Source organism: Bacillus sp. PSXD-155, assembly GCF_049310765.1.
GTDB lineage: Bacteria > Bacillota > Bacilli > Bacillales > Bacillaceae_G > Bacillus_A > Bacillus_A cereus.
The window spans coordinates 87,179-103,102 of sequence record NZ_JBMOWC010000008.1 but is presented as its reverse complement, the minus strand read 5'-3'; the positions used below and the strand labels follow the sequence as shown (position 1 = coordinate 103,102).

Here is a 15,924-nt window from a genome sequence, read left to right as displayed (position 1 = left end):
CATTATAAAGCGAAACTTTAATGATCAGGAGTTTCACTTCACACAAATAGCTGAACCAACAAAAAATGAGCATCAAGTTTCACTTGATGCTCACCTCATTATACTGCTTTTTCTTTATCAGCTACCGCTGGCTTATCCCAACACTCTGTATTGTTCAAACCTGGAATAGACTCCGCATAAAAGACTGGATCTTTCCCTTGTTTCTTTTGCTTAATATAATCTGATAACGCTGCGAAAGCGTACTTAGAAAGGAATACAATTGCTACTAAGTTAATAACAGCCATAATTCCCATAAATAAATCTGCTAAATCCCAAACGATTTGAATTGTCGCTACAGATCCTAGCATAACCATACCAAGTACAGCAATGCGGTATGCATTTAATAGCACTTTACTTCCATTTAAGAATTCAATATTTGTTTCACCATAGTAGTAGTTACCTACTAATGAACTGAATGCAAACAAGAAGATTGCAACTGCTACAAATATAGAAGCCCATGGACCGATATGTTGACTTAACGCCTGCTGCGTTAATTGAATTCCATTTAAATCAGCTGCATTATGCACGTCTGATAAAAGAATGATAAATGCTGTACAACTACAAATTAATAATGTATCTGTAAATACCCCTAAAGTTTGAATGAAACCTTGTTTAACTGGGTGCGTTACGTTTGCAGTCGCTGCTGCGTTTGGCGCACTACCCATACCTGCTTCATTTGAGAATAATCCACGTTTTACCCCTAATAAAATCGCAGCTCCTAATCCTCCGCCTACTACTTCTTTAATTCCGAAAGCATGTAAGAAAATTTCTTTAAATACATATGGAATTGCCGTAATGTTTGTTACAACAACGAATAATGCTACTGCTACATAAATAATTGCCATTACTGGAACAATCATTTCAACCGCGCGAGCAATTCGTTTTACTCCGCCGAAAATAATAACTGCAAGTAAACCAGCCATAACAAGACCTACTAATCTGCTATCTGTTTTAAATGCACCATCAAAGGCAGCTGCTACAGTATTAGACTGTACAGCGTTAAAAATCAATCCGAAACTTACTGTTATTAGAACAGAGAACACAACACCTAACCAGCGTTTCTTTAAACCCTTTTCCATATAATACGCTGGGCCCCCACGGAATGCATTCCCATCTTTTACTTTATAAATTTGCGCTAATGTGCTCTCTACAAATGCAGAAGCACCCCCAATTACCGCAATTAACCACATCCAAAATACTGCTCCTGGACCACCTGCTGAGATCGCAATAGCTACACCTGCTAAGTTACCAGTACCTACACGAGAAGCTGTACTCATACAAAACGCTTGGAATGATGATACGCCGCTCTTCTCTTTTTGCGCTTTTCTCGTTTTCGAGCTTGCTCCATCCCCAAGCAAACGAATCATTTCACCGAAGTAACGAACTTGGACAAATTTCACACGAAATGAAAAATAGAGCCCTAACCCAATTAACATCGCAATAATGACATATGACCAAAGGATATTATTTACATCCCCAATTACCCTAGCTAAAAAATCCATATTTGTATTGCCCCCTCTTCCTAACAATAAGAAAATTATATTCTAAAAACTTTAAGTAATCAAGAACTTTATGTAAGGTTTTATGACATTAGTATGTTAACTATCTTAACATACGTGTTTTTTTTCATAAAAATATAGCTATTACATGCATTTATCCAATACTCAATCACTTATCCTCTTCAACCAGTCATACTTTTAAAACAGCACGTTCCCCAAAAATAACGAGAGGAACAAATAAAAAAAGTTATATTAATAACTACCTCTCACCCTTTTCATCATTTACTACAACAAAAAAGGCGAGCATCGAATTCACCTCGATGCTCGCCTTTTCATTTACACTGCTTTTTCTTTATCTGTTACCGCTGACTTATCCCAACACTCTGTATTCGTTAAACCAGGAATAGAATCTGCACTGAAGACTGGATCTTTCCCTTGTTTCTTTTGCCTTACATAGTCTGCTAATGCTGCATACGCAAATCGGCCAAGAAGTGTAATCGCAATTAAGTTCGTGATTACCATTAGACCCATAAATAAGTCTGCCATATTCCACACAACTTGAAGCGTCGCAACAGAACCGAATAATACCATTCCAACTACCGCAATACGGTAAATTGTTAACCACGTTTTGCTTTGCTTAATGAATTCAATATTTGTTTCACCATAATAGTAGTTTCCTAGAAGTGAACTAAATGCAAATAAGAAAATAATAATCGCTAAGAAACTGCTCGCCCATGGGCCAATTTGTGAACTTAATGCATTTTGTGTTAATTCAATACCTTCTAAATTCGTTGCTTTATACGCACCAGAACATAGTACGATAAATGCTGTTGATGTACACACTAAGAATGTATCTACTAATACTCCAATCGTTTGAATAAAACCTTGTTTTGCTGGATGCGTTACATCAGCTGTTGCTGCCGCGTTCGGCGCACTACCCATACCTGCTTCGTTCGCAAATAATCCGCGCTGGATACCATATTTCATCGCAGCACCGATACCACCACCTACAGCTGAATCTAAACCGAATGCACCTTTAAAGATTTCCGTAAACACATCTGGTATTAAATAGAAGTTTTTAATGACAACAAAAATAGCTACTGCAATATAAATAAGTGCCATTGGCGGAACAATCATTTCCGACATACGTGCAATACTTTTTACACCACCAAAAATAATAACCCCAACTAATGCAGCTAATACAATACCAACAATATAACGCTCTAAGCCAAATGCATTTTCAAACGCTAATGTTACTGTATTTGCTTGTACTGAGTTGAAAATTAAACCGTAACTAATTGTAATCAGAATAGAGAACCAAATCCCCATCCAACGTTTATTTAAACCTTTTTCCATATAATAAGCAGGACCACCACGGAAGCCACTGCCATCTTTTATTTTATAAATTTGCGCAAGCGTACTTTCTACGAAACTTGAAGACGCACCGATAATCGCAATAACCCACATCCAAAATACAGCCCCAGGTCCTCCCATAGAAATAGCTAACGCTACACCAGCTAAGTTCCCGATACCAATACGAGCTGCAGAACTCATACAAAATGCTTGGAACGATGATACGCTGCCCTTTTTACGTGTCTTGCCAGTTAGTCCATCACTCATTAAACGAATCATTTCCCCTAAATGAGTAAGTTGTACGAATTTTAATTTAATAGAAAAATAAAGCCCTAAACCAATTAACATTGCAATAAGAATATATGACCAAAGAATCGTATTCGTTGACGAAACGAATTGTTCCAAAATATTCATACAATTAACCCCTCCTTTTCTCCATAAAACGAATTATATTTAAAAAACATTCAAAAATCAACATTTTTCGACAATTTGCAATTTCCAAATATTAGCCAAGCGCGAAGTAACAATATCTTTATGACTCTCCTCCCTCTAACTGTGCATACTAAAACAAAAAATAAATCTACAAACTACCCCATTGACAAAAACACCAACCTGTAACTATAATGATTACAACAGGTTGTAACAAACTTAATTACAATATATTCATTCACTTTCAGATATACAATTTAACAAAACACTTTGGAGGGATTTATTATGAAAATCGGAATTATCGGAGCAACTGGTAAAGCAGGAAGTCGTATTTTAAAAGAAGCATTAGATCGTGGACATGAAGTAACTGCAATCGTAAGAAACGCTGCAAAAATTACAGAAGAAAACGTAAAAGTTTTAGAAAAAGACGTATTTTCTCTTACATCTAACGACCTACAAGCATTCGACGTAGTTGTAAATGCATTTGGCGCTCCAGCAGGACAAGAACACCTTCACGTAGATGCAGGAAACGTACTAATTGAAGCTATGAAAGGTGCACCTAATACAAAATTACTTGTAGTTGGTGGCGCTGGAAGCTTATTTGTAGACGAAGAGAAAACAACACGTGTATTTGAGACATCAGGTTTCCCAGGCGAATACCTTGCAACAGCTCAAAACCAAGGTAAAAACCTAGAAATCTTACAACAAACAAATGATATCACTTGGACATTCATCAGCCCTTCTGCACTATTCGCATTAGGAAAACGCACTGGTTCTTACAAAGCTGGCAAAGACAATCTCCTTGTTAACTCAAAAGGTGATAGCTACGTAAGTTACGAAGACTTCGCAGTTGCAGCACTTGATGAAATAGAAAACCCAAAACACGTAAATGAACGCTTCACAGTAGTTTCTGAAGCTGAATAATAAAAAAAGCTCGTAAAACATTATGTTTTACGAGCTTTTTCTTATTATTGCACTTGCTCTAATCCATTTTGAGTAATCTTAAAGGATATTTCTTGCCCCTTCATCGCATCCTCTTTTTTAACTAACTCATTCTTTTTGTACCAATTCAAACGACTCGGTTCCGCATGGTATACTTTCAGTACATCTCCATACTCAAATGCCGTTCCATTTACTTGCCCAGCAAAATTCTTTGAAGTCTCTTGTCCTTCTGCCGTTACATGCTTCTTCTCTTTTCCATTTTTATCATAAATCGTAAGTCCTATATACTGTTCATTTACAAAACGATAATGTATTTCATCATCGGTAAATGTCGCATGTAATTTCTTTTCTTCATTATTTAACGTAACGATTGAACGTGTTACATTAGCTACACCTTGATATACTATACTATCTCCATATGTTACTTCTAATGAAACTTCCGTCACTTTCTTATTTCCAAAGCGATCTTTCGTTTCTACTTTTACTTTTTGTTCACCAATTTTTGTTGTATTCGGTTTTTCTACAAAACCAATTACTTCTCCGTCTTTTACTTGAACAAAGTTTTTGGCATCTAATTTATCAGCGTTTGTTCCGATTACTACTTTTTGCGGTACAGTTGTTACTTCTTGCTTAGCTTCCATTCTTTCAAAGCCGTTTTCAGTAATTTTGAAGACTAGTTCCTTTATCTCTTTATTCTTTCCTTCTCCCGCATATACATCTTTTTTGTACCAGTGTAAGCGTGAAGATTCAGCATGATACACTTTCACCACATCTCCATATTCAAACGCTAGTCCGTTTATTTCCTTAGCAAAAGCTTCTGTACTCTCCAGCCCTTTTACCTCTATATTTTTCTTCTCTTTTCCCTCTCTGTTGTACAGAGTGAATGCAAAATACTTCTCATCTCCAAAATAATCATGAATCAAATTACTCGTATCCGTCGCACTCATTTTTTTCGCATCATGATGTAACGTTACAATTGATTTCATATCGTCACCACCATAGCTTAACCCATATACAAGTAAGCTATCTCCATATGTTACTTCCAGGAGAACTTCCGTCACTTGCTTATTTCCAAAGCGATCTTTCGTTTCCACTTTTACTTTTTGTTCACCGATTTTTGTCGTAATTGGTTTTTCTACAAATCCAATTACTTCTCCATCTTTTACTTGAACAAAATCTTTTGCATTTAATTTTTCAACTTCTGTCCCAATTACTACTTTTTGCGGTACTACCGTTACTTCTTGTTGAGCTTCCATTCTCTCGAAACCTTGCTCTGTCACTTTAAAGATCACTTCATGAACACCATACTGTGTATCCACTAGTTCATTCTTTTTATATACTTTAAATCTATCAAACTCTTTTTGATATACTTTTACTATATCTCCATATTCAAACGTCATTTCGTTGAATTGTTCCGCAAATCCTTTTGTATTTTCAGATGCTTTTACTGATAGAGTTTTCTTCTCTTTTCCATCTTTATCGTATACAGTCATCGCCATATACTTCTCATCTGCAAATGAAGTATGCATTGGACCTTCTGAATCTGTTGTACTGAATTTCTTTTCTTCATGATTTAACGTGACAACCGATTTAATATTTGTTCCTCCATAACTTGTACCGAAGAACATAATACTATCACCGTAAATCACTTCTAATGGAACTTCTGTCACCTTTTTATTACCAAAGCGATCTTTCGTTTCCACTTTTACTTTTTGTTCACCGATTTTTGTTGTATTTGGCTTTTCTACAAACCCTACTACTTCTCCGTCTTTCACTTGAACAAAGTTTTTTGCTTCTAATTTTTCAGCGTCTGTTCCAATTACTACTTTTTGCGGTACCAGTGTTACTTCTTGCTGAGCTTCCATTTTCTCAAAGCCTTTTTCTGTAACTTTAAACATCACTTCATGAACACCGTATTCCGTATCCACTAGTTCATTCTTTTTATATACTTTAAATCTATCAAACTCTTTTTGGTATATCTTTACCATATCCCCATATTCAAAGGCCATGCCATTAAATTGTTCTGCGAACCCTTTTGTATTTTCAGATCCTTTTACTGATGCTTCTTTCTTTTCTTTTCCATCTTTATCGTATACAGTCATTCCCATATACTTTTCGTCTTTAAATGACGTATGCGCTGCACCTTCTGCACCCGTTGTACTGAATTTCTTTTCTTCATGATTTAACGTTACAACTGATTTAATATTTGTTCCTCCATAACTTGTACCAAAGAACATAATACTATCTCCGTAAATCACTTCCACCGGAACTTCCGTCACCGTTTTATTTCCAAAGCGATCTTTCGTTTCTACTTTTACTTTTTGTTCACCAATTTTTGTTGTATTTGGCTTTTCTACAAAACCTACTACTTCTCCGTCTTTTATTTCAACAAAGTTTTTCGCATCTAACTTTTCTACATCCGTTCCAACTATTACTTGTTGAGGCTTCACTGTTACTTCTTGCAACATATCCATTCTCTCAAAGCCTTTTTCTGTCACTTTGAAGAATAGTTCTTTTGCCCCTTTTTTCTCACCTTGACCAGTAAGTGTATTATTTTGATACCATTTCAAACGAACCGGTTCTGCGTGGAATACTTTCACTACATCTCCATACTCGAACTGCATACCATTCACTTGCTTCGCAAAGTTCTCTGATGTTTCTTGTCCCTCTGCTGTTACTTGTTTCTTCTCTTTTCCTGCTCCATCATATAACGTGATTCCCATGTATAGCTCTTTATTAAAATACTCATGAATTTCGCTATCCATATCAGTTGCATGGAATCTCTTCTCTTCGTGCTTTAAAGTTACGATTGAAGCAATATCATCGCCATATCCTGCATATGCAATACTATCTCCATAAACCACTTCTACTGGCACTTCTGTTACTTGCTTATTTCCAAAACGATCTTTCGTTTCTACTTTTACTTTTTGTTCACCGATTTTTGTTGTATTTGGTTTTTCTACAAATCCGATTACTTCTCCATCTTTTACTTGAATAAAGTCTTTTGCATTTAATTTTTCAGTGTCTATTCCAATTACTACCTTTTGCGGTACTGCTGTTACTTGTTGCTGAGCTTCGACTCTCTCGAAACCTTGCTCCGTTATTTTAAAGTAAAACTTTTGTTCCGCTTTCCCTTTCCCCTTGCCTACAAATTCGTTATTTTGATACCAGTTTAATCGATCTGATTCCGCATGATATACTTCGACAACATCACCATATGCGAAATCTAAGCCATTTAATTGATTTGCAAAGTTTTTCGAACTCTCTTGCCCTTCTACTGAAATGCTTTTCTTTACATTTCCACTTCGATCATATATCGTTATTCCCATATATTTTTCGTTTTCAAAACGATAATGAACTTTAGAGTCCGTAAATGTTGCCTGTAGCTTTTTCGTATTATAATTAGCCGTTACGATAGAACGTATCTTATTCCCATCACCTTGGAAGACTATACCATTTTCATAACCGACATTCACCACAACAGGAATTAAATTCTTATTACCTTTTTCATCTATAATTTCTACTTTTACAGTTTTTTCTCCAACTTCAGGCTTATCTTGCATAATCACACCTGTTGTCTTTACACCTTCTCCTAAATTCTGTACAAGTTCCTTTGCTTTTTCCTCATCATATGTAGTACCGATTACCACATTTTGTATTTTTTCATTATTTGGCTCGCCATATGGAACTTCATATAACTCAGTTTGTTTTTCACGAATTGGATTGCTATCTGTAGATAACCATATTTCTTTTTCTAATTTTGGTAAATTTAATTTTTCAATCTTTTCTCTTGTAGCATCATTTGCAATTAATCCCCATTTATCAAAGAAAGGAATTAAATTTTGTCCTGCCACTTTTGACGTCATATAAATAAACATCTGCTTTTTCTCTTCATCAGATTTAGGCAGTTCTGTATCATGTAACAAACGATACATTTGATGTAAATTTGGATAGAATTGATCCCCATAGGCTAAATGCAACTGCCAAAACATAACTAATTTCTCAAATTCATTCATCTTTTCTTGTGCATCCGGTTTACCTAAATAAGCAAATGCAGCTTCATAGCGCCCCTCTTGCTCTAACCTTGTTTTATGCCCGAATGTAGTTTGAACTGCCAAAGAATAAATATTAACGGTTACTTCTCCAAGTCCATCCCATAACCAAGTGTCTTGTTGATGTTGATGTCCAACTTCATGCCAAGGCCCCCATCCATCATTGGTTAACTCTTCTAGATTTAGTACTGACTCTAAATTGCCTTTACTATAAGCTGTTCGATAATAAGTCGCATACATATAATCGTCTGTATACCAGTCTTCAACAAAATGAATGGAATGTTTACCTTGATTCGCAACACCCGCACCATCTTTTGATAAACCTGATATCTTATGTTCTATATTAATTATTTCATCGTGCTTCTTTAATAGCGCAGCTGGATCTTCTTGCTTCAAATGTTCCGCCACAGTTTCAGGATGCATAGTTAATAAACTATTTTCTCCCTTCATTTCTATTGCATATGGATCAGGGTTTTCTGCCAACATACGCTTCCAATCTTTTGTCGTATGCTTTCCTAAAATAAATAAAGGGTTTGGTGTACCACCTTTTTTCACTTTAGCGACTACTTCTGCTGTGTTGTGATAATTGTAAAAGTATAATAGTCCCCCATTTGAAGAAGAAATTTTATTCTCACCAGGATTTAAATTGAATTGTTTAGGTTCTTCTTTTTCATAAGAATATGTACCAATATAAGCTTTAATCTGTTGAGTCCCTTCTACTTGAATAACTACTTCTTCACCTGGCTTTACATAAATGCCCGTTGGCTCATAAGGAGAAAAACTCATTCGACGCTGATGCAACTCACGCATCCCTTCTACATCACCTTTTGGCAGTAATTGATACACTCGCTCTTCTTGCTGTTTCTCTTTATCTTCAATCGTCATCTCTGCATACACCTTAGGTAATTCAAGTCCATATGGCGTTAATAACGTAGCTAAACAAACACCAGCTACTAATACCCTACTCGTCTTTTTCTTCGACATAATCTGTGTCCCCTGTTCCTTTATTTAGAGAAACTATCCTATATATCCATTTAATAAGAAATCCTATTATTTTTATAAAAACATTTAATGAATAGACTAACACCTCGCGCACCTGTATCAATTACTACCGCATTCCTCCCTATGTATTCGCTTTCTTACATTGTAAAATTTTTATGTAATATGCCCTCCTCACTTCTCTCTATTTGTGATGAGTTCTCTTCGTACATAAAAAGAGAATAGTAAAAGATACACTTTAGTATTGTCATCTATACATCTAAAAGTAAAAATAGTAATAGAATCTTACATTTTCTTCATATATGACCATCTATAGGTAGTTTTTCCAACTGAATTGTACACTCTTTACACTTTGTTTGATAGCCTCTCCAATTAGAATAATGTTACAATTTTGTGAATAAAATCCGTTGATTGTAACGTTTAGATTTTGTTATATTTTATTATTTTAAAATACTTTTTAAAACGTTGAAATAGTGTTTCACTTGATTAATTATTATCTTGGTATATCTTTAAAGAATCCATAATGAAAAAGCATTGGCACACGCCAATGCTTTTTCATTATCTTTTTTGATTCGGTTTATGTGGCTCATTTGGAGTATACGGTTTATTTGGCGTCTGTGGCCCTTCTGGTTTCTTCCAACTTACCGCTAACTCTGGACTTGTTTTTTCTTCACTACGCTCAAGTAATACTACTGCATTTTGAATAGTCGGTGTACCTTTATGCGCAATTCCTTGTAGTTTCGTTAAATTTCCTGATACTTTAAAGCTAAATCCACCAGCTGGCGTTTGTTTCGGAATTAAAATGCGGAACTTCTCTCCTACATTAAATTCTGTTTTTGTTTCGCCTTTTTCATTTGCAAATTTCACGCCCGCTGGTGCACCTGTTGCTTGCACTTTATACGTTCCGCTTTTTGCATTTGTTTCTACCGTATATAAACCTGTTTCAAAGAAATCATTTTTTAATACTGCTTCTTGTTCTTCTGTAGGAGTTACACTCATCGTAATTTCTTGTAGCTCTTCGCTAGCGTTTGCTTTTGCAACGATATCTTTTGTTACTTTCTCTACATTTTTATTTCGGAAATCTAAATCATTAACATCAATTTGTTTTAACGCATTCCATACTGCAAGCTGCGTTGCGTAATGCGCCTCTCTCCAATCAGATACTCCTAATTCTTGTGGGCTCTTTTGTGGATATCCATTCAACAGTACACGGTACACATTAATATCCACTTTACCCATTTCTGGTAAATCTTGACCACTCGGAGATTTTAAATCTACATTTAAGCAAAATGCAATTTTTCCATCTGCCGTTTTAATAAGTTCTGTTCGAATTGGTTTCTTCTTTGACTTACTATAACTCCAATTCATTTCATACTTTGTATGATCCATAACTTCTGCGAATGCTTTTTGAAGTGGGAATAATACAAATAAGACACTTAAAAACATAGCTAAAAGTTTGAACGATTGCTTTATATTCATGTTTACAGCCCCTTAATAACAAACTTAATACTAAGTAGTATTTAATTAGAAAATATTTTTATGCAAAAAAAAGAGCGCATAAAAGCACTCTTTTTTCTTTCTTACTTTAATCTTAGAAATCGAAGTTATCAGGATCTGGACCAACGCGGTGATTTTGGTTTAACGCATCGATTTTTTCCATGTCTTCTTTTGTTAATTCAAAGTTAAATACATCAGCATTTGCAATAATACGGTGTTCTTTCGTTGATTTTGGAATTGTAATTACTCCGTTTTGAAGATCCCAACGTAAAATAACTTGAGCTGTTGTTTTACCGTGTTTCTCAGCAATCTCTTGTAATGTTTCGTTATCTAATAATTGACCTTGCATTAGTGGTGACCATGCTTCCATTTGAATACCTTGTTCTTTACAGAAAGCTTGTAGTTCTTTTTGTGTTAAACGAGGGTGGTATTCTACTTGGTTAATCATTGGTTTAATTTCTGCATCTTTCATTACATCTTGTAAGTGATGGATTTGGAAGTTACTTACACCAATTGCACGTACGCGCTTTTCTTTATAAAGTGTTTCTAGCGCTCTCCATGTATCTTTATATTTTCCTTCTGAAGGCCAGTGAACAAGATATAAATCTAAATAATCTAGTCCTAATTTTTTTAGACTCTCTTCGTATGCAGCGATTGTTGTTTCATATCCTTGATCTGCGTTCCATACTTTTGAAGTGATGAATAATTCTTCTCTTGAAATACCAGTCGCTTCAATACCTGCACGGATTCCTTCACCTACAGCTTTTTCATTTCCGTAAATTGCAGCTGTATCGATGCTACGGTATCCTGCTTTAATCGCTGATTTTACAGCTTCTACAAGTTCTGGTCCTTCTTCTACTTTAAATACACCTAAACCGAACCAAGGCATTTCTACACCATTATTTAATACTGTTTTACTTTGTAAGTTTTTCATTTTATTTTCTCTCCTTTTATTTTACTTGATCTCTTTTTTCTAATGTCATGCTCCATGCTGTTAAAATCACAGCACCTACTACCATAAGACCGCCTACCCAAGCAGTATGGATTAATCCTAACGAATTCGTTACAAGGCCACCTATATAAGAACCTAAAGCGATTCCTCCGTTAAATGCGGCAATATTAATTGCTGAAGCAACATCAACCGCACTTGGAACAAAGCGCTCTGCCAATATAACTACATATACTTGTAGCCCCGGAACATTCATAAATGCGAATAGTCCCATGAAAATAATTGTGATTAATCCAGCTACTTTAAATGGCGCTGTAAATGTTAAAACAAATAATATAATCGCTTGAATAAGGAACATGTAAAATAGCGCTCGGATCGGATTATGATTCGATAATTTTCCGCCGACCATATTCCCTATCGCAATGGCAATTCCATACACTAATAAAATGATGGTAACGGTACTTGCTTCAAATCCTGTTACTTCTTGTAATAGGGGTGATAAATAAGTAAATGTTACGAATGTACCACCGTATCCAAGTGCAGTAATAATGAAAACAAGTAACAGTCTTCCATTTTTAATTAGTTTAAATTGATCACGAAACGATACAGGTACACCATTTTTTAAATTAGATGGGACCAATATACTGTTTGCGATGAAAGCAATAATTCCAATTACAACAATCGCCATAAATGACGCTCTCCAGCCAAACTCTTGACCGATAAATGTTCCAATTGGCACACCAGTAATAGTCGCAACTGTTAATCCAGTAAACATAATCGCAATTGCGCTAGCACGTTTATTTTCTGGTACGATTGCAGCCGCAATTGTAGATCCTATCGACATAAACACACCGTGTGCAAATGCAGCTACAATCCTTGCGATAATTAATACAGTGAAGCTTGTTGCAACAGCCGCAATGCCATTACCAATAATGAAAATAACCATAATCCACATTAATAATGTCTTTCGCGACATACTAGCCGTTAACGCTGTTAAAACAGGAGCTCCTACTGCCGCTCCTAACGCATATAAGGAAACCGTTAAACCAGCTGTTGTAACCGACACATTTAAATCTTTTGAAATAGATGGTAGTAAACCGACACTAATAAACTCGGTCGTACCAATCCCAAATGCACTAATTGCTAGTGCTAATAAAGCAAACATACTTCTTCGACTCGTCTGAGCTTCCGAAGATGGTACTGTATATGAACTCAATTGAATTCCTCCTTATTACAAGAAATCCAATCATAATAGTGTGATAAAAAGGCCCTTTTATCTTCTAAAAAATATATTTCATACTTACAAATGCTATTATGAATGGTTTCATTCCTTTTTTGAAGAACGCACTTTAAAGTACGATAGGCACTAAAAAGTAACATAGTCACTTTTCGGTACCGTACTACTCATTTGCCTCTTACATGTGCTATTATGAAACATATTTAACATAATAAAAAGTACGTACTTTAAAGTGCTATAGGTACTAAAAAGTAACATTTGTATTATTAAACTTACTTTACTCAAAAAGGGAGGGTTTCATATGAAGAAATACAATATTCCTGTAGAGGCGACTTTAGAAGTTATCGGCGGCAAATGGAAAGTTGTTATTCTTTGTCACTTAACGAAAGGTACAAAGAGAACGAGTGAATTAAAACGCTCAATGCCTGGTATTACACAAAAAATGTTAACGCAGCAATTACGTGAATTAGAAGACGACGGTGTTATTCAAAGAAAAGTATACAACCAAGTCCCACCGAAAGTAGAATATTCTCTTACCGACTACGGTTGGTCTTTAGAATCCATTCTTGATTCTCTTTGTTCTTGGGGTGAATGCCATCTTGAAAAAGAAGGTAACACATCGATGCTAATTGCGGAAGGTGAATAATAGGAAAAAGGAAAAAACGAACATGAATTTGTTCGTTTTTTCCTTTTTTTCTATATATATATGTACATTTCTAACTGAAACAAAATATTTTATACGCTTTCATACCTTGTCAGCACTACGTTATACACTCAATATCAAATAATTAGGAATCATTTTTATGTTAACATAGGTGTATATAGTATATAATATAGGATATATATTATATACACTTTCCGGTAACGGAGCTTTTCCATTATGCGGACAAGCCATATATCGGACAGTTCATAAATAATAAGTAAGACGTTATGGTTTTAGATTTATGTTTGCAGCTTACTTGCTGTCATAAATTTAAAGGCATTTTATTGTGTTTTGTGAAACTTTGCATAAAGTTTCGTAAACGTTTACTATCTTACTTATAAAAAAATAAGAGTATTGCTATCGTAAAGGAGAATTGGAGATGCCAGAAACTATGACTCAAACAAAGCCAGAACAAGAAACTGTACAAATTTCTGCTAGCCAAGGACAACTTGATGTACTTGATCAATTGTTAAAACCTGAGGTACAAGAATCATTAACAACACTAGTAGAACAGCTTCCAAAATTAACTGAGCTTGTTAACATTTTAACTAAGTCTTATGACTTCGCTCAAACTGTTGCTACTGATGAAGTATTAAAAAGCGACACTGTTGGTGCAATTACAGAGCTTGTAGAACCTGTAAAAGATACAGTGAAAAGCATGGCTGCAACTGCAATCGAAGCGAAAGATCGTGCTGACGAAAGCAACGAAGTTATCGGCCTATTCGGTCTGTTAAAATTACTAAAAGATCCACAAGCACAAAAAATGTTCCGCTTTGTGAACGCATATCTTCAAATTAGTGCAGAACGTAACAATAAATAATTTAACTTATAACAACAATTAGTAAAGACGGGGGATATCATACTATGTCAAAACAAATTGTCATCTTAGGCGCTGGTTATGGCGGTCTTCTTGCCGCTTTAAACGTACGTAAATATTACAGCAAATCAGAAGCACAAGTTACAGTGATTAACCAATACCCAACACACCAAATCATCACTGAATTACACCGCCTTGCAGCTGGTAACGTGTCTGAGCAAGCAATTGCAATGCCACTTACAAAGCTTTTCAAAGGTAAAGATATCGATCTTAAAATTGCAACAGTTGAGTCATTCTCAGTTGATAGCAAAGAAATCAAACTAGCTGGCGGCACTACTTTATCTTACGATGCGCTTGTAGTTGCTTTAGGAAGTAAAACTGCTTACTTCGGTATTCCAGGACTAGAAGAAAACAGCATGGTATTAAAATCTGCTGCTGATGCAAACAAAATCTACAAACACGTTGAAGACCGTATTCGTGAATACGCGAAAACGAAAAACGAAGCTGATGCTACAATCGTAATCGGTGGTGGCGGATTAACTGGCGTTGAGCTAGTTGGTGAGCTTGCTGACATTATGCCTAAACTTGCAAAAAGCCACGGCGTAAATCCAAAAGAAGTTAAACTTCTTCTTGTTGAAGCAGGTCCAAAAATCCTTCCAGTATTACCAGACCACTTAATCGAACGTGCAACTACTAGCCTAGAAGCACGCGGCGTTACATTCTTAACTGGTCTTCCTGTAACAAACGTTGCTGGCAATGAAATCGACTTAAAAGACGGTCAAAAACTTGTTGCTAACACATTCGTTTGGACAGGTGGCGTTCAAGGTAACCCATTAATCGGTGAATCAGGTCTTGAAGTTAACCGTGGACGTGCAACAGTTGATGCATACCTACAATCTACTTCTCACAAAGACGTATTCGTTGCTGGAGACAGCGCTGTTGTCTTCTCTCCAGACGGTCGTCCATACCCACCAACTGCACAAATCGCTTGGCAAATGGGTGAGTTAATTGGATACAACTTATACGCAGCACTAGAAGGCAAAGCATTCGAAGAGTTCGCACCTGTAAACTCTGGAACACTTGCTAGTCTAGGACGTAAAGATGCTGTTGCTACAATCGGAGCAAGCAATACTCCACTTAAAGGTCTACCAGCATCATTAATGAAAGAAGCAAGTAACGTTCGTTACTTATCACACATTAAAGGTCTATTCAGCTTAGCTTACTAATCTGAATATAAGCCCGAATCATTCCCTGCATGGTTCGGGCTATTTTTTATCCGTAATTTTCTCTAATTTATTTATTCGGCAAAAGAATAATATAACCCTTTTAATTATCTAAATTTACTGATTATTTTATGTCTAAATTGTGTATATGAAAAGAGTGAAAGCATCTTCTTTCCTTCCACTCT

10 protein-coding genes are annotated in these 15,924 nt (G+C 35.7%); 4 read left to right on the top strand and 6 right to left on the bottom strand.

Features of this window, described 5'->3' with window-relative positions:
• Positions 1–98: 98 nt before the first annotated feature.
• Positions 99–1,541, bottom strand: a complete 1,443-nt coding sequence (locus tag ACO6VI_RS11640) for an alanine/glycine:cation symporter family protein (protein WP_000346409.1) — start codon at positions 1,539–1,541, stop codon at positions 99–101.
• 333 nt (positions 1,542–1,874) lie between these two features.
• A complete protein-coding gene (locus ACO6VI_RS11635; protein WP_016079792.1) occupies positions 1,875–3,305 on the bottom strand; it encodes an alanine/glycine:cation symporter family protein in 1,431 nt (476 codons plus the stop codon).
• A gap of 300 nt (positions 3,306–3,605) precedes the next feature.
• Between ACO6VI_RS11635 and ACO6VI_RS11630 the strand changes: the two genes are divergently transcribed.
• A complete protein-coding gene (locus ACO6VI_RS11630; protein ID WP_049107568.1) occupies positions 3,606–4,244 on the top strand; it encodes an NAD(P)-dependent oxidoreductase in 639 nt (212 codons plus the stop codon).
• A 44-nt stretch (positions 4,245–4,288) separates the two neighbouring features.
• On the opposite strand, the gene ACO6VI_RS11625 is transcribed toward ACO6VI_RS11630, so the two are convergent.
• The 4 genes from ACO6VI_RS11625 to ACO6VI_RS11610 all read right to left on the bottom strand — a co-directional run bounded on the left by ACO6VI_RS11625 (position 4,289) and on the right by ACO6VI_RS11610 (position 12,924).
• Positions 4,289–9,298: a putative mucin/carbohydrate-binding domain-containing protein gene (locus ACO6VI_RS11625; protein ID WP_422423367.1), complete on the bottom strand. Its 5,010-nt coding sequence runs from the start codon at positions 9,296–9,298 to the stop codon at positions 4,289–4,291.
• A gap of 573 nt (positions 9,299–9,871) precedes the next feature.
• The gene (locus ACO6VI_RS11620) at positions 9,872–10,792 is read right to left on the bottom strand and encodes a thioester domain-containing protein (protein ID WP_001022535.1); all 921 of its coding nucleotides are present in this window, start codon (positions 10,790–10,792) and stop codon (positions 9,872–9,874) included.
• 112 nt (positions 10,793–10,904) lie between these two features.
• On the bottom strand, positions 10,905–11,744 hold the full coding sequence (locus ACO6VI_RS11615) for an aldo/keto reductase (RefSeq protein ID WP_000793561.1): 840 nt from the start codon (positions 11,742–11,744) through the stop codon (positions 10,905–10,907).
• Between the two features lie 16 nt (positions 11,745–11,760).
• Entirely contained in the window at positions 11,761–12,924 is a 1,164-nt protein-coding gene (locus ACO6VI_RS11610) for an MFS transporter (protein ID WP_003272282.1), read from the bottom strand.
• A gap of 373 nt (positions 12,925–13,297) precedes the next feature.
• Between ACO6VI_RS11610 and ACO6VI_RS11605 the strand changes: the two genes are divergently transcribed.
• The 3 genes from ACO6VI_RS11605 (at position 13,298) to ACO6VI_RS11595 (ending at position 15,742) form a co-directional block, all read left to right on the top strand.
• On the top strand, positions 13,298–13,642 hold the full coding sequence (locus tag ACO6VI_RS11605; RefSeq protein WP_000760481.1) for a winged helix-turn-helix transcriptional regulator: 345 nt from the start codon (positions 13,298–13,300) through the stop codon (positions 13,640–13,642).
• Positions 13,643–14,078: 436 nt separating this feature from the next.
• Positions 14,079–14,519: a DUF1641 domain-containing protein gene (locus ACO6VI_RS11600; RefSeq protein ID WP_001115309.1), complete on the top strand. Its 441-nt coding sequence runs from the start codon at positions 14,079–14,081 to the stop codon at positions 14,517–14,519.
• 44 nt (positions 14,520–14,563) lie between these two features.
• Positions 14,564–15,742 carry an NAD(P)/FAD-dependent oxidoreductase gene (locus ACO6VI_RS11595; protein ID WP_000043199.1) on the top strand — a complete coding sequence of 393 codons (1,179 nt, stop codon included), beginning with the start codon at positions 14,564–14,566 and terminating at the stop codon, positions 15,740–15,742.
• The last annotated feature ends 182 nt before the right edge of the window (positions 15,743–15,924 follow it).

Excerpts from the sequence above, each read along its gene's own strand:
- ACO6VI_RS11605 (WP_000760481.1), top strand. The coding sequence starts at position 13,298 with ATGAAGAAATACAATATTCCTGTAGAGGCGACTTTAGAAGTTATCGGC.
- ACO6VI_RS11615 (WP_000793561.1), bottom strand. The coding sequence starts at position 11,744 with ATGAAAAACTTACAAAGTAAAACAGTATTAAATAATGGTGTAGAAATG.
- ACO6VI_RS11610 (WP_003272282.1), bottom strand. The coding sequence starts at position 12,924 with ATGTTTGCTTTATTAGCACTAGCAATTAGTGCATTTGGGATTGGTACG.
- ACO6VI_RS11600 (WP_001115309.1), top strand. The coding sequence starts at position 14,079 with ATGCCAGAAACTATGACTCAAACAAAGCCAGAACAAGAAACTGTACAA.
- ACO6VI_RS11625 (WP_422423367.1), bottom strand. The coding sequence starts at position 9,298 with ATGTCGAAGAAAAAGACGAGTAGGGTATTAGTAGCTGGTGTTTGTTTA.
- ACO6VI_RS11630 (WP_049107568.1), top strand. The coding sequence starts at position 3,606 with ATGAAAATCGGAATTATCGGAGCAACTGGTAAAGCAGGAAGTCGTATT.
- ACO6VI_RS11595 (WP_000043199.1), top strand. The coding sequence starts at position 14,564 with ATGTCAAAACAAATTGTCATCTTAGGCGCTGGTTATGGCGGTCTTCTT.
- ACO6VI_RS11620 (WP_001022535.1), bottom strand. The coding sequence starts at position 10,792 with ATGAATATAAAGCAATCGTTCAAACTTTTAGCTATGTTTTTAAGTGTC.
- ACO6VI_RS11640 (WP_000346409.1), bottom strand. The coding sequence starts at position 1,541 with ATGGATTTTTTAGCTAGGGTAATTGGGGATGTAAATAATATCCTTTGG.
- ACO6VI_RS11635 (WP_016079792.1), bottom strand. The coding sequence starts at position 3,305 with ATGAATATTTTGGAACAATTCGTTTCGTCAACGAATACGATTCTTTGG.